General features: G+C 59.6%; 17 protein-coding genes. 3 read left to right on the top strand and 14 right to left on the bottom strand.

Annotated elements, in window-relative coordinates:
- Positions 1 to 204: 204 nt before the first annotated feature.
- The gene (ppc, locus tag KP808_RS06605) at positions 205 to 2,841 is read right to left on the bottom strand and encodes a phosphoenolpyruvate carboxylase (RefSeq protein WP_230017840.1); all 2,637 of its coding nucleotides are present in this window, start codon (positions 2,839 to 2,841) and stop codon (positions 205 to 207) included.
- 379 nt (positions 2,842 to 3,220) lie between these two features.
- On the opposite strand from ppc, the gene KP808_RS06600 reads away from it, so the two are divergent.
- Positions 3,221 to 3,634, top strand: a complete 414-nt coding sequence (locus KP808_RS06600) for a DUF4398 domain-containing protein (RefSeq protein ID WP_004657980.1) — start codon at positions 3,221 to 3,223, stop codon at positions 3,632 to 3,634.
- Between the two features lie 58 nt (positions 3,635 to 3,692).
- Positions 3,693 to 4,475: an OmpA family protein gene (locus tag KP808_RS06595; RefSeq protein ID WP_002554755.1), complete on the top strand. Its 783-nt coding sequence runs from the start codon at positions 3,693 to 3,695 to the stop codon at positions 4,473 to 4,475.
- A 76-nt stretch (positions 4,476 to 4,551) separates the two neighbouring features.
- Here KP808_RS06595 and KP808_RS06590 read toward each other — a convergent pair whose 3' ends face one another.
- The 13 genes from KP808_RS06590 to KP808_RS06530 form a co-directional block, all read right to left on the bottom strand.
- The gene (locus KP808_RS06590; RefSeq protein WP_230017833.1) at positions 4,552 to 4,872 is read right to left on the bottom strand and encodes a hypothetical protein; all 321 of its coding nucleotides are present in this window, start codon (positions 4,870 to 4,872) and stop codon (positions 4,552 to 4,554) included.
- Positions 4,869 to 5,765, bottom strand: a complete 897-nt coding sequence (locus KP808_RS06585) for an alpha/beta hydrolase (protein ID WP_058399636.1) — start codon at positions 5,763 to 5,765, stop codon at positions 4,869 to 4,871. The genes KP808_RS06590 and KP808_RS06585 overlap by 4 nt, the downstream gene beginning before the upstream one ends.
- Before the next feature lie 220 nt (positions 5,766 to 5,985).
- The gene (locus tag KP808_RS06580) at positions 5,986 to 7,305 is read right to left on the bottom strand and encodes a flavohemoglobin expression-modulating QEGLA motif protein (RefSeq protein ID WP_193601230.1); all 1,320 of its coding nucleotides are present in this window, start codon (positions 7,303 to 7,305) and stop codon (positions 5,986 to 5,988) included.
- A gap of 90 nt (positions 7,306 to 7,395) precedes the next feature.
- Positions 7,396 to 8,121: a TetR/AcrR family transcriptional regulator gene (locus tag KP808_RS06575; RefSeq protein WP_005778392.1), complete on the bottom strand. Its 726-nt coding sequence runs from the start codon at positions 8,119 to 8,121 to the stop codon at positions 7,396 to 7,398.
- 77 nt (positions 8,122 to 8,198) lie between these two features.
- Positions 8,199 to 9,701 (bottom strand): lysine--tRNA ligase, encoded by a 1,503-nt coding sequence (lysS, locus tag KP808_RS06570; RefSeq protein ID WP_005732488.1) that lies wholly within the window; start codon positions 9,699 to 9,701, stop codon positions 8,199 to 8,201.
- A 69-nt stretch (positions 9,702 to 9,770) separates the two neighbouring features.
- Positions 9,771 to 10,866, bottom strand: a protein-coding gene (gene prfB / locus KP808_RS06565) for a peptide chain release factor 2 (RefSeq protein WP_122259221.1) whose coding sequence is annotated in 2 segments (ribosomal slippage) — positions 9,771 to 10,793 and positions 10,795 to 10,866 — 1,095 coding nt in all. Because the reading frame shifts where the segments join, the coding sequence is not laid out codon by codon here.
- A gap of 117 nt (positions 10,867 to 10,983) precedes the next feature.
- Complete coding sequence (locus KP808_RS06560; protein WP_058399634.1) at positions 10,984 to 11,988, bottom strand: response regulator; 1,005 nt, start codon at positions 11,986 to 11,988, stop codon at positions 10,984 to 10,986.
- Positions 11,989 to 12,033: 45 nt separating this feature from the next.
- A complete protein-coding gene (cheB, locus tag KP808_RS06555) occupies positions 12,034 to 13,044 on the bottom strand; it encodes a chemotaxis response regulator protein-glutamate methylesterase (protein ID WP_122259222.1) in 1,011 nt (336 codons plus the stop codon).
- A complete protein-coding gene (locus tag KP808_RS06550; RefSeq protein ID WP_058407364.1) occupies positions 13,041 to 15,416 on the bottom strand; it encodes a hybrid sensor histidine kinase/response regulator in 2,376 nt (791 codons plus the stop codon). Before KP808_RS06550 ends, cheB begins: the two co-directional genes overlap by 4 nt.
- Positions 15,413 to 16,102 (bottom strand): chemotaxis protein CheW, encoded by a 690-nt coding sequence (locus KP808_RS06545; protein ID WP_058399631.1) that lies wholly within the window; start codon positions 16,100 to 16,102, stop codon positions 15,413 to 15,415. The genes KP808_RS06550 and KP808_RS06545 overlap by 4 nt, the downstream gene beginning before the upstream one ends.
- Complete coding sequence (locus tag KP808_RS06540; RefSeq protein WP_122280207.1) at positions 16,102 to 17,406, bottom strand: CheR family methyltransferase; 1,305 nt, start codon at positions 17,404 to 17,406, stop codon at positions 16,102 to 16,104. The genes KP808_RS06545 and KP808_RS06540 overlap by 1 nt, the downstream gene beginning before the upstream one ends.
- On the bottom strand, positions 17,403 to 17,939 hold the full coding sequence (locus tag KP808_RS06535) for a chemotaxis protein CheW (protein ID WP_058399630.1): 537 nt from the start codon (positions 17,937 to 17,939) through the stop codon (positions 17,403 to 17,405). The genes KP808_RS06540 and KP808_RS06535 overlap by 4 nt, the downstream gene beginning before the upstream one ends.
- An 8-nt stretch (positions 17,940 to 17,947) precedes the next feature.
- Complete coding sequence (locus tag KP808_RS06530; protein ID WP_058399629.1) at positions 17,948 to 19,570, bottom strand: methyl-accepting chemotaxis protein; 1,623 nt, start codon at positions 19,568 to 19,570, stop codon at positions 17,948 to 17,950.
- Between the two features lie 289 nt (positions 19,571 to 19,859).
- Between KP808_RS06530 and KP808_RS06525 the strand changes: the two genes are divergently transcribed.
- The gene (locus tag KP808_RS06525; protein WP_230017831.1) at positions 19,860 to 25,829 is read left to right on the top strand and encodes an NEL domain-containing protein; all 5,970 of its coding nucleotides are present in this window, start codon (positions 19,860 to 19,862) and stop codon (positions 25,827 to 25,829) included.
- Positions 25,830 to 25,864: the final 35 nt, after the last annotated feature.

The following is a 25,864-nucleotide window of genomic DNA, read 5'->3' as shown; positions in this document are numbered from 1 at the left end:
ACAGGCCGAAAGGCTGATCAAGATACACAGCCGACCGAGGCCGCACAAGCCGCCAAAAGTCGCATTAACCGCGTGCGCACCGGCTTGCGCGCCCCGATTGTCGAGCGGCGTGATCTGTATCAACGTTTCCGGCAGGCCAGCCCGCAAACCCGGCATTGCCAATGCCGGGCCAAAACGGCCCGGCAATTAAAGTAATGCGCGTGTTCAACCAGTGTTACGCAGACCGGCAGCGATCCCGGCTACAGACACCAGCAGCGCCAGTTCCAGAGGGCTGTCCAGACTGGCTTCGCGACTGCGGGAGCGGGACAACAGCTCGGCCTGGAGCAAATGCAACGGGTCGAGATAGGTGTTGCGCAGACTGATGAATTCCAGCGTTTCAGGGCTATGCGCCAGCAGTTGCTTCTGCCCGGTCAGCCCCAGAACCACATTGCACGCCTGCGACAATAGGTCGCGTAAATGTGCGCCTAAATGTTGCAGCTCAGCACTGACCAGACGCTCGTCATAGAGTCGGGCAATGTCCGAATCGGCTTTGGCGAGGACCATTTCCAGCATGTCGATGCGGGTTCTGAAGAACGGCCATTGTTCGCGCATCTGCGCCAGCACCGTACCCTCGCCGCGCTCCAGAGCCTTGCTCAGCGCAGCTTCCCAACCCAGCCAGGCGGGCAACATAAGACGCGTCTGCGTCCAGGCGAAGATCCACGGAATGGCGCGCAGGCTTTCCACGCCACCTTCGCGGCGCTTGGCCGGGCGACTGCCGAGTGGCAGGCGCCCCAGTTCCTGCTCGGGCGTTGCCTGACGGAAATACTCGACGAACTCAGGGTTCTCGCGCACTACCGCGCGATAGGCACTGACCCCGTCAGCGGCCATCTGGTCCATCATTGTCCGCCACGCCGGTTGCGGAGGCGGTGGCGGCAGCAGGGTCGCCTCCAGCACCGCTGCCAGATAGAGATTGAGGTTCTGTTCGGCGATGTCCGGCAGGCCGAATTTGAAACGAATCATTTCCCCTTGCTCGGTGGTCCGGAAGCGCCCGGCTACCGAACCTGGCGGCTGCGACAGAATCGCCGCATGCGCGGGACCGCCACCACGACCAACCGTACCGCCGCGACCGTGGAACAGCAGCAGTTCGACCTGCTGCTCGCGACAGATCTCCACCAGCTTTTCCTGCGCGCGGTACTGGGCCCAGGCCGCCGCCGTAGTGCCCGCGTCCTTGGCCGAGTCGGAATAACCGATCATGACTTCCTGCGGGCCGTGCAGACGCGAGCGATAGCCCGGCAAGCCGAGCAGCGTCTCGATCACCGGCCCGGCGTTATCGAGGTCAGCCAGGGTCTCGAACAACGGCACCACACGCATCGGCCGTTGCAGCCCGGATTCCTTGAGCAGCAACTGCACGGCCAGCACGTCGGATGCCGAACCTGCCATCGAAATGACGTAAGAGCCCAGCGAAGCTGCCGGAGCTGCTGCCACTACCCTGCAGGTTGCCAGCACTTCTGCGGTGTCGGCTGCCGGTTTGAAGTAGCTTGGCAGCAACGGTCTGCGGTTGTTCAGTTCGCGCAACAGAAAGTCGATGCGGGTCTGCTCGTCCCACTCCTCGTAGCGACCCAACCCCAGATAATCGGTAATTTCAGTCATCGCGGCACAGTGGCGACTGGAGTCCTGGCGGACATCCAGACGCACCAGAAACAGGCCGAACGTGACGGCACGGCGCAGGCAATCCAGAAGCGGCCCGTCGGCAATCACGCCCATGCCGCACTCATGCAGCGACTGGAAGCACAGCAGCAGCGGGTCCAGCAGCTCGCGGTTGTCTCGCAGCACCGCTTCAGGCGCAGGCAAGGCCTCGCTCAATGAGGCATTGGCCCAATTGCGCGTCGCGCGCAGGCGCTCACGCAGACGCTTGAGTTCTGCCCGATAAGGCTCGGCACTGTCACCGACGCTGGCCCGCAAGGCGTCGCTGGCCTGCTGCATCGACAGCTCTGCGGCCAGGTTATCCACATCACGCAAATAAAGGTCAGCCGCCATCCAGCGCGCCAGCAACAACACTTCACGGGTAACCGCGGCCGTGACATTCGGGTTGCCGTCACGGTCTCCGCCCATCCACGAGGCAAAGCGGATCGGCGCGGACTCCAGAGGCAAATGCAGGCCGGTGGCTGCGTGCAATGCATGGTCAGCCTTGCGCAGGTAATTCGGAATGGCGTGCCATAGGGAGTGCTCGATAACCGCAAAACCCCATTTGGCCTCATCAACCGGCGTGGGCCGGATACGCCGGATCTCTTCGGTATGCCACGCCTCGGCGATCAGACGCTGCAAGCGCGAGGTAATCTGTGCGCGCTCGGTGCTGTTGAGGTCACGATGATCGAGCGCGGCCAACTGCGCAGCAATCGCGTCGTATTTCTGAATGAGCGTGCGGCGTGCCACTTCGGTGGGGTGAGCTGTCAGCACCAGCTCGATTTCCAGCTTGCTCAGCTGACGCGCCAGAGCTTCAGGCGTGTGACCTTCCGTTTTCAGGCGGTCAAGCAGCTCGGGCAGCACCCGCGACTCAAACGGCAGAGGCTGGGTATCGTCACGACGATGCATGAGCTGATACTGCTCGGCAATATTGGCCAGGTTGAGAAACTGATTGAAAGCGCGGGCCACAGGCAGAAGTTCGTCATCACCCAGCCCGTCGACACTGGCGCTGAGTTGCTCGGCACCTTCTGCAGAACCGCGCCTGCCCGCCTTGGCGCCCTTGCGAATACGTTCGATCTTGTCGAGGAATTCAGCGCCTCGTTGCTCACGAATCGTGTTACCCAACAGCTCACCCAGCAGGTGAACGTCTTCGCGCAGACGCGCATCGATATCGGCCATCGTTCCTCTCCCGGTTTTTGTCTGGGCTCAGTTGCGTACCCGCAAAACAGCGCGGGCGTACGTGAATTCAAATCCGCATGCCAACAGTGCACCAAAAGCCTGCGATTGGACAAATGGTTCAACAAAAAGCCGCACCTCAGTGCCTGATTAATTCTGCATCGACGTCCGTTCACATGTCGACCAACATGCTGACCGCTTTCTGAAGCCCCCTGAAAATTCCTGACCACGCAGTAGATATTTATCTGAACTATTCAAAAACCGCGCAGGTCGGAGCCTTTAACCATTACAGGAAAGCCCGAAAGGCAGCAGGCGGTTGTACGACCTCATGCCCGGACTTGATGCAACAACTGTCATGGATAACCACGTTCGGAGTCAGACAATGGAGTTGATCACCATGAACACCTTAACTGCCAAAACCAAGTTCAAAGGCCTGCGCGGTCTCAAGCTGGCTGCGCTGGCGCTCGGTAGCACCTTTATCCTCGCCGGTTGCGCAGGTAACCCGCCATCCGAGCAATATGCAGTTTCGCAATCGGCCGTCAACAGCGCTGTCAGCGCCGGCGGTACCGAATTCGCAGCGGTGGAAATGAAGTCGGCTCAGGACAAGCTCAAAGAAGCTGATCTGGCCATGCAGGATCACAAGTACGACGAAGCTCGCCGTCTGGCTGAACAAGCCGAGTGGGACGCTCGTGTAGCAGAACGCAAATCTCAGGCCGCCAAGGCTGCCAAGGCTGTGCAGGATGCTCGTCAGGGCGTCAACGAACTCCGTGAAGAAGGCCTGCGTCAGGTGCAGTGATTGCCCTGAACCCTTTCTGTTTTCATGAATTCGTAACTGATTAAAGGACGACAATATTATGCGTAAACAATTGATGATCCCTGCTCTGCTGGCCATGAGTGTTGCCCTGGCAGCCTGTGCAACCAAGCCAAACCCTAATCTGGAACAGGCTCGCAGCAACTTCACCGCGCTGCAGACCAACCCGGAAGCCACTAAAGTCGCGGCGCTTGAAACCAAGGACGCCAGTGAATGGCTGGCCAAGGCAGAACAGGCTTTCCGTAACGATGATGACGTCAAGAAAGTTGACCAACTGTCTTACCTGACCAACCAGCGCGTAGAACTGGCCAAGCAGACCATTGCCCTGCGCACCTCCGAAGCGGCTCTGCAGAACGCTTCTGCTGACCGCGCCAAGGCACGCCTGGAAGCTCGTGATGCTCAGATCGCTGCGCTGAAAAACAGCCTGAACGCCAAGCAGACCGAACGCGGTACGCTGGTAACGTTCGGTGACGTGCTGTTCGACTACAACAAGGCCGATCTGAAGCCGACCGCTCAAGGCGACATCGGCAAGCTGGCTGCTTTCCTTCAGGAAAACCCTGATCGCAAAGTGATCGTTGAAGGCTACACCGACAGCACAGGTTCTGCTTCCTACAACCAGTCGCTGTCCGAGCGCCGCGCCAATTCGGTTCGCATGGCACTGGTACGCATGGGCGTAGATCCAGCGCGCGTTGTGACCATGGGCTACGGCAAGGAATATCCGGTTGCTGACAACACCAGCAACTCGGGCCGTGCCATGAACCGTCGTGTGGAAGTTACTATCTCCAACGACAACCAGCCTGTTGCACCGCGCTCGTCGATGAAATAAGCGACTGAGCCGCTGCACTCAAGCCCCGCCTGCGCATACAGGCGGGGCTTTTTAATGCCGAAAATTATCGCCGTCTTTATTGCTGTGGCGTCTGCTGGCCGACGCACCGCACCGCTTGCCTGTGGTCATCAATCAAAACGCCTGACAAATCCTTTCGCGACGTGTCGAACAGCACCAGCACGCCATCAACGCATTGCGCCACCTCGTCCGCTGGCGTCGCGGCGATCTTGTAGTCCTCGCCAGGCACGGTCTTGAGCAGGGTGAACTCACTGAGCAATAGCGCATCTTCAGGCTTCGCAAAATGCAGATAGCCGTAAAACCACAGGCAGCCGACGGTGCCGATGACTGCACCGACAGCGCTGAGGATCATGCCGTTGAGGTTACGCTCGCGACTCATGGCGCTGGCGGTGTAGCAGGTGTCGGATAGTTGGGCACTTGCGCAAGGCGACGCAGGCCGTTGAAATGCGTCGGGTCGTCCAGATAGCGCAGCATCACCTGACGCCAGAGAGGGTCGGCGAACGTCTGTACGTGCTCGCCACGGGTCAATTGCAATACCCGCGGTGGAGGCGCGGCCTTGTACAGCTCGATGCCATTGGCGAGCGGCACCAGTGTGTCGTCCATGCTGTGAAAGATCAGCATCGGTGTGCCGGCCAATCGTGGCAGGCCGTTGACGGCGCTGTCGGCCTCCGGGATCAGCCAGGACAAGGGCGTCTTCAACGGCCAGGTCAGCCACGACTTGCTCAGCGAGTTTCGCGCGACGCTGCGGTAGCTGGCCGGCACGCTGTCCAGCACTAACGCCTTGAGCCGCGAGCGCTCCTGCGGGTGTTCTGACAGGTAATGCACCGCCAGTGCTCCACCAATGCTTTGCCCCAGAACCACAAGGGGTTTGCCTTGCACTTGCGGTGCAGTGTTCAACCAGTCGAAAGCGGCCTGAACATCCTGATAGACCGCCGGCAGGCTCGGCTCGCCCTGCGACTCGCCATAACCACGGTAATCCACCATCAGCACCTGATAACCCTGCTCGGGCAACCACCAGACGCCACCAAGATGCCAGGACAGGTTGCCGCCGTTGCCATGCAGATGCAGCACCGTACCCTTGACCGGTACACCCTCTTTCGCGGGCAGCCACCAGCCATGCAGGCGCGTACCATCGGCGGCGGTGAGGTTCACATCCTGATACTGCAGGCGCGCCTTGTCGGGTGTGAACGGAACACCTTGCTCGGGGTAGAACAGCATCGAACTGCAACCGGTGAGTGCGAGGAACAGGGTGAAGATGCCGAGCAGTTTCAAATGGGGTTTCCTTGCTGTTTTCATCGCCACATCACCGCCGTGCTGGCGCAGAGCAATGGCACGATAGTTACAAGATTATCGTTCCTCACGCTCCAGCGTGGGAATGCCGTTCTGGACGCTCTGCGTCCGATCCTGACTGTGCAGCGCGGCGCAGATTTGTGACGCGGAGCGTCACCCACTGCGTGCCAACGCGGAGCATTGGCACGATAGTCAGTTCGGCCTACAAAATATTCGAGTAGTCCGCTTCGATACGGTCCAGGCTCAGGTGGTTGAGGAAGTTGGAGAAGCACATCCAGGCCGATAGCGCGTTCATGTCACGGAACTGCTCAGGCAGGTATTTGGGTGCCACCACCAGCCCTTCATCCACCAGTTGGCGCAGGCTGCGCATGTCTTCCAGCGTGGTCTTGCCGCAGAACAGCAGCGGCACCTGTTCGAGCTTGCCCTTGCGCACGGCCAGCTGAATATAGTTGTAGACCATGATGAAGCCTTTCAGATAGGACAGGTCTTTAGTGAACGGCAAGCCGTTGGGCACCGAGCCGCGGAATACGCGACTGGCGTTGCCGTAGCTCTCCGACATGCCGAAGCCCTGCTCGCGGTAAAACTCGAACACCTGCAGAAAATCAGCACCCTGCTCGGCCATGTGAATGGCACGGGTACGATTGGTCAGCTTGCGCAAACGGCTGGGGTAGGAGGCGAAGGCGATGACTTCCATGAGAATCGCCAGGCCTTCCTGAGTGACCGTCGATGAGGGCGGACCTTTGGACAGGAACGTACAGATCGGCTGGTTTTGCCCGTTCAACGTGGTGCCGACGTGTACCAGCCCTTCGTGAACCTCCAGCGCCCGTACATCACGCTCATTGAACATCGCGTCGGTGCGGATCTTGATGTAGTCGGCACCCGCGGCCGCGTCGGCGACGATACCGTCGGACTCGAAAACCCGAATGGTCTCCTCGGCCTCACCGAACACACGATTCAAACGCGATTGCAGCAGCGAAACAGCGTCCTTGGCCGTGAGCGTTTTCGGCTCGTCCTTGAGATCACCACGCCCGGCGATGTTGTTCAGGTAATCCGAGAGCATCAGGCCCAGATCGGCCAGCGTCGGGTCACCGGCGTGAAAGGCATCGGACGCAGCGCCATACAGCTCCTGCGAGATCAGCCCGAAGTCAGGCGTGCCACGCGCTTCGAGCATACGCACCACCATGCGGTACTCACGGCACATGCGGCGCATGATCTGCCCGACCGGGTTGAACTGCCCCAGTTGACGCGTGACATCCCGCTCGATGTTCTGAAACTCTTGTTTCAAGGCAACCGAATCGAAGCCCAGCGGGCGGTTTTCGTAATAGGCACGGTCCACGGCAGGAAGCGCCTTGCCCTTGGCGGCCAGAAAGTCCTTGCGGACTGTCTCATCCCATTTAACTGCATCCAGAATGCGGATCGGCGTCTGTGCAACGACGATCCGATCCGATAACGCACGAATAGTCTGTTGATACTCGTCCACCGGTACTCCTTGGCTGGCTGTTTCGCTACTGCTCGGCGGCATGAGAACACGCCACCGCTGGAAAATATCGAAATTGGCAGGGTCGTCAAGCCGTCTGAACCGCCGACCCAGAGCACGTCGAACGAAGTATAGTCACCCTCGAACCGGCTGCGGCGTCCCCAGAACCAGACGCATCTGCCGGGTCAGAATACAGAGCATTTCTTCGTCCGCCTGACGCTGTGGGCCGTGCAGCAGGCCTTGATACTCAATGCGCCGGATAAGCCCCGTCAACACCTGAGCGTCCTGATAGGGCTGCAACGAACCAATCACCTGAAAGAACTGACAACTGCCCTGCAACAGAATTTCCTGATGGGCCATCACCAGAGGGGTCAGACGCGGGTTGATCAGCGCTTCGTGGTAGAACGCCTGTTCGGCAATCAGGTAGTCGCGCCGGGTCAGCAATTGATGCCGGATATGCTCCATCACCATACGCGCAATATCGTCAGCCAGCCGAAATCGATCGGTCGGGCTGCCCGAACTACGGCTCATCATCTCACGCAGAATACCTTCAGTGTTCTGCCAAAGCCGCGCCAGGTAATCGGCACTGCGCTGTACATACTGGGCGAAGGCATCGGTCAGCAGGTCATCGATGTCCTTGAAGTAATAGGTGGTTGCCGACAACGGTACGCTGGCCTCAGCGGCCACTGCGCGATGACGTACAGCGCGCACGCCGTCGCGTACCACGATACGCATGGCCGCATCGAGAATGACCTGCCTGCGTTGTTCACTGCCTTCGCGGGCCGCCTTGCGGCCTTGATACTTGACACTTTTGGCCACCGCGCTCGCTACTCCGGCGGCCCCTTCTCTGGCAATCGTCACAACAGCTTCCTTTTTAAATCGTCCTGAAAAACACCTAAAAAAAAGCCGCCCATTGAAGGCGGCTGTTTTTTCATTGATTACGCTTGCGGGCGCATGTGCGGAAACAGAATGACGTCGCGGATCGAAGGCGAGTCGGTGAGCAGCATCACCAACCGGTCAATACCGATCCCCTCGCCTGCCGTCGGCGGCATGCCGTACTCCAGCGCACGGACGAAGTCGGCGTCGTAGTGCATGGCTTCGTCGTCACCGGCATCCTTGTCGGCCACCTGAGCCTGGAAGCGTTCGGCCTGATCTTCGGCGTCGTTGAGCTCGGAGTAGGCATTGGCGATTTCACGGCCGCCGATGAACAACTCGAAACGGTCGGTTACGCTCGGATTTTCGTCGTTGCGACGAGCCAGCGGAGAGACTTCGAACGGGTACTGAGTGATGAAGTGCGGCTGTTCCAGCTTGTGCTCGACCAGCTCTTCGAAAATCATCACCTGCAATTTGCCCAGGCCTTCGAAGCCGAGCACCTTGGCACCGGCCTTTTTGGCAATGGCACGTGCCTTGTCGACGTCCTGCAGATCGGCAGCGGTCAGATCCGGGTTGTACTTGAGGATCGAGTCGAACACCGACAGGCGCACAAACGGTTCGCCGAAGTGGAACACCTTGTCGCCGTAAGGCACGTCGGTGGTGCCCAGAACCAGTTGAGCCAGTTCACGGAACAGCTCCTCGGTCAGGTCCATGTTGTCTTCGTAATCAGCGTAGGCCTGGTAGAACTCGAGCATGGTGAACTCGGGGTTGTGCCGGGTCGAAACGCCCTCGTTACGGAAGTTGCGGTTGATCTCGAAGACTTTCTCGAAACCACCGACCACCAGACGCTTGAGGTACAGCTCCGGCGCAATGCGCAGGAACATTTCCATGTCCAGCGCGTTGTGGTGGGTTTCGAACGGCTTGGCTGCCGCACCGCCGGGAATGGTCTGCAGCATCGGCGTTTCGACTTCAAGGAAGTCGCGCTTCATCAGGAAGCTGCGAATGTGAGCGATAACCTGCGAGCGCACACGGAAGGTCTCGCGCACGTCTTCGTTGACGATCAGGTCGACGTAACGCTGGCGATAGCGCTGCTCGGTGTCGGTCAGGCCATGGTGCTTGTCGGGCAGCGGACGCAGCGACTTGGTCAGCAGGCGAACGGTGGTCATCTCGACGTACAGGTCGCCCTTGCCGGAGCGTGCCAGGGTGCCTTCGGCAGCAATAATATCGCCCAGGTCCCAGGTTTTCACTTCAGCCAGGGTTTCTTCAGGCAGGGTCTTGCGGTTGACATAGACCTGGATGCGCCCGGTCATGTCCTGGATCACCATGAACGAGCCACGGTTGAGCATGATGCGACCGGCTACCTTGACCGGAATCGCTGCCTCTGCCAGTTCTTCCTTGGTCTTGTCGACGTACTGTTTCTGCAGGTCGTTGCAGTAGCTGTCGCGGCGGAAGTCGTTGGGGAAGGCCTGACCCTTGGCACGGCCTGCAGCAAGCTTTTCCTTGCGCAGGGCGATCAGGGTGTTTTCTTCCTGTTGCAGGGCTTGCGGGTCGAGTTGTTGGTCGCTCATGTCTTTAAATATTCCATCACAGGTTCGCCCTCGTCTTGCGACGAGGGGCTTGAGGTGTCGGCTGACGGTTTACAGCCCTTGCTTGAGGCTCGCGATCAGGTATTCGTCGATATCGCCATCAAGCACCTTGTCGCAGTCGCTGCGTTCGATGTTGGTCCGCAGGTCCTTGATACGCGAGGCGTCCAGTACATAGGAGCGAATCTGATGACCCCAGCCGATATCGGACTTGGTGTCTTCGAGCGCCTGGGACGCTGCGTTGCGCTTCTGCACTTCCTGCTCATACAAACGGGCCCGCAGCATTTTCATGGCGGTGTCCTTGTTCGCATGCTGGGAACGTTCGTTCTGGCAACTGACCACGGTGTTGGTCGGGACGTGGGTGATACGTACCGCAGAGTCTGTGGTGTTTACGTGCTGACCACCGGCACCGGAGGAGCGGTAGGTATCGATGCGCAGGTCCGACGGGTTGATGTCGATTTCGATGTTGTCATCGATTTCCGGCGAAACGAACACGGCCGAGAACGAGGTGTGGCGACGGTTGCCGGAATCGAACGGGCTCTTGCGCACCAGACGGTGAACGCCGATCTCGGTACGCAGCCAGCCAAAGGCGTATTCGCCCTTGATGTGCACGGTAGCGCCCTTGATACCGGCGACTTCACCGGCAGACAGCTCCATGATGGTGGCGTCGAAACCGCGCTTGTCAGCCCAGCGCAGGTACATGCGCAACAGGATGTTGGCCCAGTCCTGCGCTTCGGTGCCGCCGGAACCGGCCTGGATGTCCAGGTAGGCGTTGTTGGGGTCCATCTCGCCACTGAACATGCGACGGAATTCGAGCTTTTCCAGCGATTCGCGCAGGCGCTCGACTTCGGCAGCGACGTCATCGACGGCGGCCTGGTCTTCTTCTTCGGCAGACATCAGCAACAGGTCTTTGGCATCGGCCAGACCCGAGGACATTTCGTCCAGGGTTTCTACGATCTGCGCCAGCAGGGAGCGCTCGCGCCCCAGTTCCTGAGCGTAGGCCGGGTTGTTCCAGACGTTTGGATCTTCGAGCTCGCGGTTGACTTCGGTCAGACGATCATGTTTGTGATCGTAGTCAAAGATACCCCCGAATGGTTTCGGAGCGCTCGGACAAATCCTTGATGCTGTTTAGGATCGGGTTGATTTCCATGGTAGGCAGCACTCGCAGGCGAAATTTTCAAAGCCGACGAGTATACCCCAGGCAAGGCCACGAAAGCAGCCCGTCGAGCAGGCGTTGTGAGGCCTATTTTACCGGCCACTGGCGGCGTCAGCCTGCCGCGACCTGATTGCGTCCGTTGTTCTTGGCCTGATAAAGCCCCTTGTCGGCATCCAGAATCAGCTGGCGGCTGTGCATCCCGACCTGCGGCGTCAGGGTAGCGACACCAATACTCACGGTAAGGCTGGAACCAGGCGTTGGAGCGATATGCGGGATATTCATGCCTGACACGCTCTGACGCAGTTTTTCAGCCAGCAGACGCGCCCCGCCTGGAGAAGTATTGGGCAGGACCATGGCAAACTCCTCGCCGCCGTAGCGCGCGGGCAAGTCCGACGGGCGACTGCAACTGTTGCGGATGGCTTTCGCCACCTGACGCAGGGCCTCGTCGCCCTCCAGGTGCCCGAAATTGTCGTTGTAAGCCTTGAAGTAGTCGACATCGATCATCAGCAGCGACAACTGCGCCTGATCGCGAGTGGCACGCCGCCACTCCAGCTCCAGGTACTCATCGAAATGGCGGCGGTTGGACAGTCCCGTCAGGCCATCGGAGTTCATCAGGCGTTGCAGCACCAGATTGGTGTCAAGCAACTGCTGCTGGCTGACTCGCAGGGCACGATAGGCCTCGTCACGCTGCAGCAGTGTCATATAGGAGCGCGAGTGGTAGCGAATGCGCGCCACCAGCTCGATGTTGTCCGGCAGTTTGACCAGATAATCGTTGGCCCCGGCCGAGAACGCGGCACTCTTGATCAGCGGGTCTTCCTTGGTGGACAACACGATGATCGGGATATCGCGGGTCAACGGGTTGCTGCGGTACTCGCGAACCAGCGTCAGACCGTCCAGGCCCGGCATGACCAGATCCTGAAGAATCACGGTCGGCTTGATCCGCACAGCCTGGGCAATTGCCTGATGCGGGTCGGCGCAAAAGTGGAAGTCGATCGATTCGTGGCCAGACAGTCCACGCCGGACAGCCTCGCCAATCATGGCCTGATCATCAACCAGAAGCACCATGGCGGTGTTCTCATCCGGGGTCTTGATCTCATCCGTCTGCAGGTCATGCATAGTGTTTCTCCTGATCGCCGACCACAGGTGAATGCACCTGAACGGTCATTGAGTAAATACCTCGACCAAGCGAGGGGCAATGGCGGGCAGCGGACGGATCTCAACAGCAGCATCAATGGCTGCGGCCGCTTTGGGCATCCCATACACAGCAGAACTGGCCTGATCCTGGGCGATGGTCAGAAACCCTCGCTCCCGCATTGCCTTGAGTCCCTGCGCACCATCGCGCCCCATGCCGGTCAGTAGAACGCCGACTGCCTCACCACTCCAATAACGGGTTACGCTCTCGAAAAACACATCGATCGAGGGCCTGTAGACTTCATTCACTGGCTCTGCGGTATACGCCAGCGTACCGTCCTTGAGCAAACGAATATGATGATTGGTTCCGGCCAGCAGCACCACCCCGGGCTGCGGCGTTTCGCCTTCCTTTGCCAACCGCACGGGCAAGCCGGAAGCGGAAGTCAGCCACTCTGCCATACCGGCTGCAAATACCTGATCAACATGCTGCACCAGGACGATCGCTGCCGGAAAGCTCACCGGAAGCCCCTTGAGGAGGATCTCCAGCGCCGCGGGCCCGCCCGCCGAGGAGCCGATTGCAACGAGCCTGTCGCGCCTAGCTGGCTCCGATCTCGGCGCAGCCACCACGCGCTCTCGGCCGACACGCTGACCGATCAGCCAGTCGATATTGAGTATCTTGCGCAGCAGGGGCGCCGCCGCCTCTTTGGGGTTGGGACCGCCGATGGCAGGCGTATCCACCACATCCAGCGCACCGTGCCCCATCGCTTCGAATACGCGGCGCATGTTCTGCTCGCGGTCGACGGTCACGATGACGATAGCGCAGGGTGTTTCGGCCATGATCCGGCGGGTGGCCTCTACGCCATCCATCACCGGCATGATCAGGTCCATCAGGATGAGGTCCGGGGTCTGCTCAACGCAGCGCTGCACCGCATCGGCACCATTGGACGCCACCCATATGATCTGGTGCGCGGGCTCGAAGGCCAGCGCGCGGCGCAGGGCTTCGATAGCCATGGGCATGTCGTTGACTATGGCAATCTTCACCCTTGCGCGTCTCCTATCAATTCGACAACAGCGTCGAGCAAGGCATCATCGTGGAAACTGGCTTTGGCCAGATAGTAATCCGCTCCGGCGTCCAGGCCGCGGCGTCGGTCTTCTTCACGATCCTTGTAGGAAACAACCATGACCGGTAATGACTGCAAACGGGTATCACGGCGCAGCAACGTCACCAGTTCTATACCGTCCATGCGCGGCATATCGATGTCGGTGATGAGCAGGTCGAAGTCCCCGGCACGCAGGGCATTCCAGCCGTCCATCCCATCCACGGCGACCGACACTTCGTAACCGCGACCGACCAGCAGCTTGCGTTCCAGCTCGCGAACAGTCAAAGAGTCATCGACCACGAGAACCCGCTTGCGCGACACATGGTCGACCTGACGGTTGCGCCGGTCAATACGCTCCAGGCGTCCGGTATTCAGGAGCTTCTCCACCGAGCGCAGCATGTCTTCTACATCAACGATCAACACTACAGAACCGTCATCAAGCAAGGCCCCTGCCGAAACATCCTGAACCTTGCCCAGCCGCGCATCAAGCGGCATCACCACCAGCGTACGCTCACCGATGAAGCGTTCGACGGCTACGCCATAAACTGCATCACGCTCGCGAATAACCACAACCTTGAGCGCTTCGCCGGCATTCTGGGCGGGCGGCCGATTCAATAACTGACTGGCCGAGACCAGACCGACATGGCGCTCTTCATCCCAGAAGTGCTGACGCCCTTCCAGTTGCAAAATATCATCCGGCTGCAAGTCGCGCATGCGCTCGATATGGGCCAGAGGGAAGGCATAGGCTTCTCCGCCCACTTCCACCACCAGGCTGCGCACTACTGAAAGCGTCAGCGGCATTTCAATCCTGAAACGACTGCCCTCGCCCGTCCACTGCTGCAGCTCGACACTGCCGTGCATCTGGCGAACCATATGCTGCACAGCATCAAGCCCGACACCACGACCGGAAATCTGCGTGACCTTGTCGCGCATGCTGAAACCCGGCAGAAACAGAAAACTCAGCAGTTCCTCCTCGCTCAACTGCGCGGCGGTTTCTGCTGGCGAAAGCTTGCGCTCAACAATGCTCTGGCGCAAACGCTCCAGGTCTACACCGCCACCGTCGTCACTCAACTCGACCACCAGCAAACCGGCCTGATGCGAAGCCTGTAGACGAATCAGGCCCTCAGGATCCTTGCCCGACGCCGCGCGTTTCTCTGGCGATTCGATACCGTGGTCCACAGCATTGCGCAACAGATGGGTCAACGGCGCATCAAGCTTTTCCAGTACATCGCGGTCGACCTGGGTCTTCTCCCCTTCGATCTGCAAGCGGACCTGTTTGCCCAGCTCACGCCCCAGATCTCGGACCATGCGCGCCTGACCGTTCAGCACATCAGCGAAGGGCCGCATGCGGCAGGCCAGTGCGGTGTCATACAGCAGCTGCGCGCGCTGCGCCGACTGCCAGCCAAACTCATCCAGCTCTGCGGTTTGCTGGACCAGCACCTGTTGCGCCTGGGACAACAGGTTGCGTGCATCTTCCAGGGCTTTTTGCACATCAGCCGGGGGGCCTTCTTCGCCAAAGCTCGCACCCAACACTTCAAGCGCGCGGTCGCTGCTGCTTTGCAAGCGTTTGAGGCGCTGCATACCGGCCAGCAGCGGCTTGAGTCGCTGGGTCTCGACCAGCGATTTGCTGGACATGTCCAGCAGCCCGTTCAAACGCTCGGCAGTGACCCGCAATACACGCTCGCCGCCTTCGGCCACTCGACGTTCACGCAAGGGGGTAAAAGGTGCTTCCGGTTCCGGCGCCGACGTGGCTGCGGGCCTGGATGGCGGACGCGACTCTGCTGGCAGCGGATCAGGTGCAGGGTTGATTATTGGCTCAGCCCCTTGGGCTGAAGACTCAAGCTGCTGCATCGCGCTGGCCAGCAATGCGTCCGAAGCAGGGTCAGGCAGCGGCGTATTGACCGTGCGCGCTGCGCCAGCACCGGACGCCAGCAGCGCGTTGAGCCTTTCAACATAACTGTCGATATCGGGCTGACCGACGCTGTTACCGCCTGGCGTAGCGATACGCATCAACAGGTCAGTGCCGGACAGCAGCGCATCGATGTGCTCGGCCTGCAGCAATAGACGGCCTTCCTGGGCGCTGACCAGACAGTCTTCCATCACATGCGCAACGCTCACCCCGAAATCGACGCCGACAATGCGCGCCGCGCCCTTGAGCGAATGTGCCGCCCGCATGCAGGCTTCCAGTTGATCCGCCTGGGTCGGGTTACGCTCAAGTGCCAGCAGGCCCGCACTCAATACCTGAGTCTGCGCATCGGCTTCCAGCGTGAACAGTTCAAACAGTGAGGCGTCACGCATTTGATCTGGCGTCATGTAAGGCTCCGGTGCACCGCCGACAACAACTCTTCTTCGTCCAGCCAACGCAGGCTGCGGCCCTTCCATTGCAAAACGCCGCGAGTGAAACGGGCGTTGGCATGAGTACCGGACGCAGAAGCGGCGTCCAGCTCACGCTCGTCAATGGCGTGAATGCCGTCTACCTCGTCCACCGGCACCACGACCGGACCGCCTTCAGCGGCAACGATCAACATGCGTGGCACCACCCGTGCCGACTGGGTACTCGCTGCATTGCTGTCGAGCCCTAGCAACTCGACCAGCGATATGCACGCTACCAGAGCACCCCGTACATTGGCGACACCCAGCATCGCACGCGAGCGCTGGTGCGGCAGCGAATGGATGGTCTGGTTGGGGGCGACCTCCGAGAGGCAGCGGGAGGCCAGCCCCAGCCATTCTTCACCAAGACGGAATACCAGAATGGAGCGGGTCTTGATGTCGCGCAGCAACACAGAGCCCTGAAACTGTTCATGCGACTCCTGGGCCAGCGCGTAGCGGTCCAGCAGACGGGTGGCCGCCGCGGAATAAACCGCGCAGTTGCGGCAGTGGATGTGCTCTTCAAGCAACGGGCAGGAACGATCACCGTGAATACCGATACGGTTCCAGCAGTCATCGATATCCAGGGCTTGGTCATGGGTAAGACTGGAAAAACCGGACACACCCGTCATCAATGGTTTCCTTGTTTATTCGCGCCACGTGCAGCGCGGTCCTGCAAGCGCCGGGCCCCGGTACTGTCACCCTGGGCGGCCAGCAACGCCGCCAGTTGGGCCAGCGATTCGGAATGCTGCGGTTGCAGGTACAACGCCTTGCGATAGAAACCCTGAGCCTGCGCCACGCTACCTTCTACTTCGCTGAGCAGGCCCAGCCAGTAAAACACCTGTGCAACCGGCTCATGCTGTTGCAGATAGCGTTCGCAGGCAGCCCGCGCCTCGACACTTTTGCCTTCGTTGGCCAGGCCGGCAATCCTGTCGAGCAGCGCCGAAACCTCGCTATTGCCAGTGACAGCAACCGGCTTGACGATGGGCGCAAATGCTGCGGACGTTCGTGTGGCAGGTCGTGGCGCAGGCGCTCTGGCAGGTGCATCAGGGACCGGGCGCGGTGCAACCGGCGCGGCTACCGGCGCCGGAGTGCGAGCCTGGACTGGAGCCGGAGCCGGAGCCGGAGCCGTCGGTTCGACTGGCGCATGCCGGAAGGCAAATGATTGCGCAATACCGATCGAACGCATGCCAATACCTGCCAGCAGGTTGCCCTCCGCCGGCCCGATGAACAGCAGGCCGTCTTCCCGGGTCAGCTGCTTGAGGACCTTGAACACATGTTGCTGGGTCTGCCGATCAAAATAGATCACCAGGTTGCGGCAGAAAACGATGTCATACGCGACCTGCGAAGCCAGTTTCGGATCGAGCAGGTTGCCAGCCTGAAAACTCACACAAGCGCGCACACTGTCGGCGATTTCAAACCCGTCAGCGACCGGGTTGAAATACCGCTCGCGAAAACCGGTGTCGCTGCCCCGGAACGAGTTCTTGCCATAGATGCCGTGCTCGGCCTTGGCAATCGAAACAGGGCTGATATCAATGGCATCGACCTTGAACTGCCTGGCATCGACCCCCGCATCGAATAACGCCATGGCAATCGAATAGGGTTCCTCGCCGGTCGAGCATGGCAGGCTGAGAATGCGCAACGGGCGCACACCGGCAAGGCTGGCTATACGTTCACGGGCCAGCATGCCCAGTGTGACGAAAGATTCCGGGTAGCGAAAAAACCAGGTTTCAGGAACGATCACCGCCTCGATCAGCGCCTGCTGTTCTTGAGGAGACGACACCAGAAGGTGCCAGTACGCATCACTGTCGGGGCAATGGGCGGCCGTCGCACGCTGACGCAAGGCACGCTCGATGATCGCCTCGCCGACCGAGGTCACATCCAGCCCGATGCGCTCCTTGAGGAAGCTGAAGAAGCGTGAATCGTCGACCTTCATGGCGCGTCCTCAAGCAATTCGAGGTCGATTGGCGGCACCGGGTACAACAAATCTCGAACCGGCTCGCTCAACAGCTCCTGAACGTGAATCCATTGCAGCAGCCCCTGCTCATCCTCGCGAACCGGCCCCAGGTAAGGTGACAGGCGATTGTCCAGCCCATACGCCTTGAACTGTGACACCGGGCAACGCAGCGTTTCGGTGGCCTGCTCCAGAATCAGCCCGAGCAACTGCGCCGGGTGCGCGTCGTCGTGCCGATAATGCACCAGAACCATGCGTGTGCTGGTGCGCAAGCGCGCTGACTGACCCGAGTTCAGCGCACTGATGTCAATCACCGGCACGATCTCGCCGCGATGGGCAAAGATCCCCGCCACCCAGTGCGGAGCCTGGGCAATTGCCTTGAGTTTCACCCGAGGCAGGATTTCAGCAATCTCTGTCGCGTCCAGCGCATAGCGGTCTTCGCCGATGCAAAACAGCAGAAAGAGTTTGCTGGTGGTCAGTGGCGTGCCGTTGCGCCTCGGCGATTGATCCGTCATTGGAGTGTTCAGACCTTGAATCGCGAAACGCCACCGCGCAGCCCGACCGCGACCTGACTCAGCTCGTCGATGGCGAAACTGGCTTGACGCAGAGACTCGACGGTCTGGCTGCTGGCATCCGCCAGTTGCACCAGTGCCTGATTGATCTGTTCGGCACCGGTAGCCTGAGCCTGCATACCTTCATTGACCATCAACACACGGGGCGCCAACGCCTGTACTTGCTGAATGATCTGCGACAACTGCTCGCCGACCTGAGTGACCTCGAACATGCCACGGCGCACTTCTTCGGAAAACTTGTCCATGCCCATAACGCCTGCGGAAACCGCCGACTGGATTTCCCGCACCATTTGCTCAATGTCATAGGTGGCGACAGCAGTCTGGTCGGCGAGGCGGCGCACTTCGGTGGCGACCACCGCGAAACCACGGCCGTACTCACCCGCCTTCTCGGCCTCGATGGCTGCGTTAAGCGACAGCAGGTTGGTCTGGTCGGCCACCTTGACGATGGTAACGACGACCTGATTGATGTTACCGGCTTTCTCGTTGAGGATGGCCAGCTTGGCGTTGACCAGGTTGGCAGCGCCCATCACCTGATGCATGGTGTCTTCCATGCGTGCCAGCCCCTGCTGGCCGGAACCGGCGAGAATCGACGCCTGATCTGCTGCCGAGGTGACTTCGGTCATGGTTCGCACCAGGTCGCGCGAGGTGGCAGCAATTTCCCGCGAGGTCGCGCCGATCTCGGTGGTGGTTGCCGCGGTCTCGGTAGCGGTGGCCTGCTGCTGGCGGGAAGTCGCAGCGATTTCAGTGACAGAGGTCGTTACCTGCACCGAAGAACGCTGGGCCTGCGCAACCAGCGCGGTCAGCTCGGTCATCATGTCGTTGAAGCCGGTTTCGACCGCATTGAACTCGTCCTTGCGGGACAGGTTCAGGCGGGTGCTCAGATCTCCTGTACGCATAATGTCCAGAATCCGCACGATCAGTTGCATCGGAGCCATGATCGAACGCATCAGCAGCAGCCCACAGGCCGCTGCAGCCAGCACTGCCACCAGCAACGACAGGATCATGCTGACCTTGGCAGCCAGCACGGCATTGACGATATTGGCAGTGGCCTGATCAGCCAGCTGCTTGTTGGCGACAATCAGGTCGTTGAGCTGCTTGCGGCCCGTGAGCCAGACCGGGTTGACCTCGCCATAGAACTCGGCGCGCGCACCGGCGTAATCGCCGCGGTCATACTTGGCGTGAACATCGGCAAGCATGCGCGAATAGGCTTCGCGGCGTTTTTCGAAAAGCGCAAAACTGTCTCTGTCCGCGTCATCGAAGATGGACTTCTTGTAGCCGTCCATCTGCGCCTGCAGGTTTTCGTCAAACCCCTGAAACTGGTCCCTTTCCTGCTTGGTCAGCGCACGCCCCTGCCCTTCGGCAATCAGCTCCAGGGTGCGGATGTAACTTTCGCCCCATGCGCTGCGCACCAGCGTGCTGTAGTAGACACCGGGTAACGCATCAAGACGGACATCTTCCTCGCTGGACTCGATGGACAACAGTCGTGAATAAGATACAACGACCATCAACAGCATGATTGCGATGATGACGGCGAAACTCGCCAGAATCCGTTGGCGCAAGGTCCAGTTCTTCACAGTCAGCCCTCAAGAGTTCAACGACGGCATCGGGCCGTGTTCAAGAAGCGGACCGACGAGCGGTCCAAGCGGCGTGAGTATAGCCCAGCCGTCAACGGGTACACGGGGAATGAAAACCAAATCATGGCACCTGCTCATTAACCCGCTTTCCTGCCTTCTTGTCGGCACTTGTCACCACTACTTGAGCACAAGGTCTCAGGAACCTGTGCAGGCTATAAATAGTTAGCACTTGCTGTCCCGACCTCAAACGTAAGCTTTGTCGCCTGCTCACTCACGACAAGGCACTTCAATGCTGGATCAAACTTCGCCGGGCAAGGCATCTACCGCCCCGCATGTGCAACTTATAAAAGATAAAACACCCCGATGGCTGCTTGACGCAGAATCGGCAACCCATGCGGCTCTGCGCAAAACCTCCGGACGCCCCTTGCAATGGCTGACGAGCGCGCGCGCATCCAGTCCGGAGCAAGTCGATAAACTTCAGCAGCTCTATGCCGAACATCGCCAGAATGAACAAAAGGTTCGTCCGACGCTTGATCGCCTCTCGACACTGGAAGACTTTGCGCTCCCTCTTCTGACGGCGGCGATCAAGGACCGCTTCGGGCTGGACGTGGACGTCGCCCGAACCTTGCTGTTTCACGCCAGCCGGGCCAGGGTCGACCAGTCGTTCCTGGCGGCATCCCGAGACCCCATCACTCAAGCCAACATTGCCTTGAGGGCCGCCTGTCAGAGCCTGCTAAAGGCTGCACTGCAGAATTTCGAAACGTGGGAAACCGCGCCTGGCGCGATGGATTCGGACTCGGGCATAGAGGCTCAGGTGTTTTCCGCCTTTGAAATCATCGGTCAACAGATCGCCGGCCAGTCCTTGCCGATATCTGCAACCGGGTTCGCAGCAATGTGCCGCGAGCTGGACCTGGGCGGTAAATACCAGACCCACCTGGAGTCCGTCTTCAATGCACCTTCAACACCCGAAGAAACAGCGGACGCTGCGGCATCCAGGCTGCGCAAGGACTTCCTGAAACTTCAGTCATCGTCCATCCGGCTTCAACTGCAGATTGCCTCCCTGCAGAAACTGGTCAGCCTGCCATTGCAGGGCGCGTTACTGGATATTCTCGAAGGCAAGCAAAACGTCCGGCTTGATAACAGGCCGGTCACCTGCAGCGTGCTGTGCCTTGGGGATGTCGAACTTGACGGCCCGTTCGTTATTGGCAAAGACCGCGACATGGCAACTCAGGCAGAAAAAATTGTCGTCTACATTCCGGACGATCCGGTTGCGCCATTGAAGGAATACGACTCGGTCGAGGCGTTTATAAACTCGCTGCGCGACCGGATGTTCATCGATGGGTATCTGAATTTTTTCATGCGCTTCATGCCGGCGCGCCATCGAAGTGCCTTGTTTGAAAAGCTGTCCGAGCGTCTGCACCCCAAAGTCAAGAAAGGGGGGTTCTTCGAGCGCCAGTGGCTGGAACGTGAAGCTGACCGAAACGCCCGGCTGGACCTGAGAGAAATCCCGCTGCAAGGTCTCTTGCCGGAGGCCCTGTACGATCGCAAACGGGCAGCGTTGAAGGACAATGCGCTGTTTCATGGCGTGCCAACAGCGGCGCAGGACCAGAAAACCTTCGACGAGCGTGTGCAGTACTTCAAGGACAAAGCCTTCGACGTCTTGAACATTGCCGTTTTTGTCGTTCCGGTATTGGGCGAAGTGATGATGGCCGTCACCGCCATTCAGCTGGCCCATGAGGTTTATGAAGGTATGGAGAGCTGGGCCAAAGACGAGAGACAGCAGGCGTTCGCATACCTTTTCGATGTGGTGGAGAACATTGCCCTGATGTCGGCCCTTGGCGCTGCGATGACGGGAGCAGCAGGCATCCCGGCGATACAAGTGCCCGAGTTCGTAAACGGACTCAAACCCGTGGAATTACCGGGTGGAATGACTCGCCTCTGGAAGCCTGACCTGGCACCCTTTGCCCATGACGTCGTGCTGCCAAAGGGTCTGCATCCCGACGCTACAGGCCTGTACACCTGGCAAGACAAGCAATGGTTGCCACTTGAAGGGCGAACGTACTCGGTCAGACCTGAGCCGACCGGCGATGGTTATCTGATAGAGCACCCAGCCAACCCGCACGGCTATCAACCCGCCCTGCGCCACAACGGCGCGGGAGCATGGCTGCATGAACTTGATCGCCCGCTGGAGATGGAAGGTCTGACACTGTTTCGACGGTTGGGGTATTCCAGCGAAGCGTTTTCCGACAGCGCAGCCAGACGCATCCTGAAGGTCAGCAATACGCCTGAATCCGTGATGCGCCAGGCACTGGCTGATCAGCGCCGCCCACCGGCCTTGCTCGAAGACACAGCGCGCCGTTTCAGGCTGGATCAGGAAATTGATCGTTTCATAGCTCAGATGGAAGCCAACGATGCAGACGCAGCAGCGCCCCTCCAACTTGAACTGCTGAGCCATGACCCTGGCTGGCCGAACAATCGCGCTCTGGTGCTGGTGGATGCCCAAGGCAACACGCTCCAACGGTTCGTTGCGGCGCAGCAGTCTGGCGCTGCTGCCCCCCTCGACATGCATATTCGTGCCGATCAGCCAGATGCCCTGCGCCAGGTCCTGGAAAAACTGAACAATATCGAAATCCGGACTCTGCTCAACGAAGAGTTCGGTGCGGGTCAGCCGGGCACCGCACTGCGGCTGATCGCTTTACGCGCGCAATTGGTGGCGCGTGCCCGGATAACCAGAGCCTGGTTGTTCGAATCACATTACCGCGCCCTGAAAGTCACCGATACGGACGGCGCGCAAACCCTCCAGCAGGCGTTTGCCGGCCTGCCGCCGCTGGTCGTCGAGGAATTGGCCAGCCACGCCTCGCCAGCCGAGCGGATACAACTCGCTACAGAGCGCCGCGTACCGTTACGCATGGCCGAAGAAGCCAGTGCCTATTTGCAGCAAGTACGGCTGGCACGGGCCTATGAGGGCCTTTACCTGACCTCGGTAGCCAGCGCAGATACCGATTGCCTCGCCCTGCACAGCCTTGAAGCCCTTGCGCAATGGCCTTCAAACGTCAGGCTGGAGGTGCACAATCGCTTCTTTGGCGGCCAACTGCTCGACAGCATCGGGGCCCAGGAGGCTCCTGTTCGCAAGGTGCTGATCAAAGATGGCAATCGTTATGAGACCCGTGACGCTGACGATCAGCACCTGCACGGGCTGGACGATATGTATTCATCCGTACTTCACGCCCTGCCCGATGCCGAGCGCAGCCAATTGGGTTTTGCCCATACCGGCCAGGGGCAGGCGCTGGAGGCTCTGATTCAGGAAACCCCTCTGCCTCGCCAGGCTCTCGCGCCACTGCTGAAAATGCAGGCGCTCAAACCCGGCTCCAAATCCCCCATGCGTCTGGCCGATGGGCGCCTTGGGTATCCCTTGAGCGGTAACGGCAGAACCGACTGGCATATGACCGATGAAAGTCTGCTGGACAAGATCCGTTTGCTCGAGCTGGAAGACGCGTTCCCCGAAGACATTCTCAGCCGCCTGCGCCACACCGGCCGGGATAATCGGGCTATCGATGAACGACTCAACAGTTTGCTGGGCGAACAAATGACGCTGCGGGCAAGTCTTGACGCCTGGACCTCTGAGGTCGTGGCAATGCCCTCCATGAGTCAGGCGCATATCGATAGCCGGACGCGTATCAGTGAGGCGATCTGGAACCATTGGCGCATCAATAACCTGCCTGAAATCGGGCGAACGCTTGAGCCACTGTATCTGCAGCAGGTATCCCTGACTGACTTCCCACGACACCTGCCAGATTTTGTCTACGCGCGGGTGGGCGGACTCTATCTGGAGAATATTTCGATCGAACCCCGAGTGCGCCCGGGCGCGGAGCTTTCAACACCGATAGCCACGGATCTACCCAGACAGTTGACCAACAGCTTCGAACTTGGACACTTTCTGCAACGCTTCCCCCACACGCGCTCACTCATTCTGGTCGGCGAACCCGGCGCCGGTGCGGATCCGGAGATATCGGCCTTCCTCAACCTGCCCCAGCAGGTGTCCAGTGTGCTGCCGCAACTTACTGAACTGGGACTGATAAACCAGAACATTTTTCTGGATCAGGCGCAGATGGAGCACTTGCGCGATATGCCTGATCTCAGGTCGCTGAACCTCAGCGGCAACCGGCTGGTCAGCTTGCTGCCCATGGACCTTGGCTGGCTGCATCTTGACCGGTTGATACTGGAACGAGTCGGCATGCACCGCTGGCCTTCCTGGCTGACGGACATAATCCCGAACAATATTCGTGAGCTGTCGGTGGCTCATAACAACCTGACCGAACTGCCGGACTGGATCCTCGACAATCCCCTCAACCCCGAGCATCAGACCCTGATCGATTTGCGCGGCAACAGCCTGTCCAGGCATACGGTGATGCACGCACGCATCAATGAGGCTGTACCCGACTGTTCGTTTCGCTTCCTCATGGACACGCCGCTCGCCGTGCAAGCCGCTATAAACATGCAATTGCGCGAAGGTGCCGAGTTATCTGCCACCCTTGATCAGTGGACACACGCCTCAAGTTCGCTGGCCATCACGAGTGAACGGACCATCGAAGCCCGCCGCGAGATCGGCAGGATACTGACTGATCACTGGCGAGCGTTCAGCCTGGGGCAAATCCACCGTCCACTGCGCCTGGAAAACCTTTCGCTGGTCGACTTTCCCCGCCAGCTGCCGGAGTTCTTCTATCGTCAGATACGCTATCTGCGCCTGAGCAGAGTCACGGCTACGGGATCTGATCTGGACCAGTTGCTGCGCCGTATGACTGATCTGAACTCACTGGAAATGAACGGGTATGTCGCACCGCTGCTGCAACTGCCTCCGGCGCTGCTTGAACTTCGATCACTTCGTTCGCTATTGCTGATTGACCAGGGAATGGTGATCGAGCAAAAGCACATCGATTTCTTCAGCCGTATTCCGACGCTTGCAAGGCTGGAACTGGATGGCAACCGGATGGGTGCGATCAGCGATCTGTCTGCCCTTAGCAATACCGCGCTCAACTGGCTATCACTCAATAACGTCGGATTAACCGAATGGCCGACCTGGGTGAATGACATGATTCCAGCACATCTGGGGACGCTCCTGCTGGAGGGCAATCTGATTACTGACTTGCCGGAGCATATTCTGGCCAATCCCGGCAGCGAATCTTCGCACACGGAAATAAGCTTGCTGAACAACCCGCTTTCCGAAGACAGCATGCGTCGAGCACACTTTTCAGAAAGCTATGGACGCTCTTTCACCTTTGACATGGACCTGCCACCCGAACTCGCAGCGATGGACTGGACGGAGCAGCATGATTCGGACTCATCGATATCAGACTACGAGTCAGAAGACAGTCGGGCATCGACTCCAGAGCCAGTGACTGCCGAACCCTGGCTGGACGACAGCAGCCCGCTCATCGCCGCGCGGCGTGCGCTCTGGGAGCAACTGGAGATCAGCGACCACAACCGAAGGCTAATGGACCTGATCGGTTCGCTGCGCCACAGTGCCGACTATCGCAATACGGCCAACCGGGCAGCACTGCAGGAGCGCGTCTGGCGAGTACTCGGCGCGGTGAGTCAGGACCCTCAACTGGGAATGACCCTGAGTGCTATCGCCGAAGAACCACTCAGGCTGTTCCGTGACAACAACACCTGCCCGGACGGCATCCTGCTGGAGTTCAACCAGATGGAGGTGATGGTGTTCATTCGTCAGTCACTGCACGATGTTGTGCCGGAGCAGCGAGGTGCATTGCTGTACAGGCTGACAACCCGGCTTTATCGCCTGTCCGAACTGGATGCTGCTGCCCGAGAGCAGACCGGGAGCCGCGATGAAGCTGAAGTCCGCCTGGCGTATCGCATACACTGGGCAAGCGCGCTGGACCTGCCCGTACCACCGGAAGGCATGTTGTATCAGGCCCACGCCGCCATCAGGCCGGGTGAGTTCGATACAGCCCTGCTTCGCGTGCAGTCCGGAGAACAAGGCGAACCATTCCTGCGCTTCGCCCAGCAGCAGGATTACTGGATCAACTATCTGCGCGAAACCCATGCTGGACGGTTCGATGCACTCGAACGTATTTACAGGACTGACCTGACCCGACTCACCGACGAATTCGAACAGCGCAACATCAGTCTGGACAATCCGGAATACGAAAAACGCATTCGGGAATTTGAAGCCAGCTTCAAGGAACAGCAAACAATGCTGATAAGGGAGCTGACCAACGCCGAGGGGCTGGAGCATCATTGATGGCATGGGCCGCCTGACACACAGTGCGCCAGGCG

The sequence above is a fragment of the Pseudomonas savastanoi genome, assembly GCF_020917325.1.
Taxonomy (GTDB): domain Bacteria; phylum Pseudomonadota; class Gammaproteobacteria; order Pseudomonadales; family Pseudomonadaceae; genus Aquipseudomonas; species Aquipseudomonas amygdali.
Note: the sequence above shows the minus strand (reverse complement) of the source record. Positions and strands in the feature narration are given on the sequence as shown.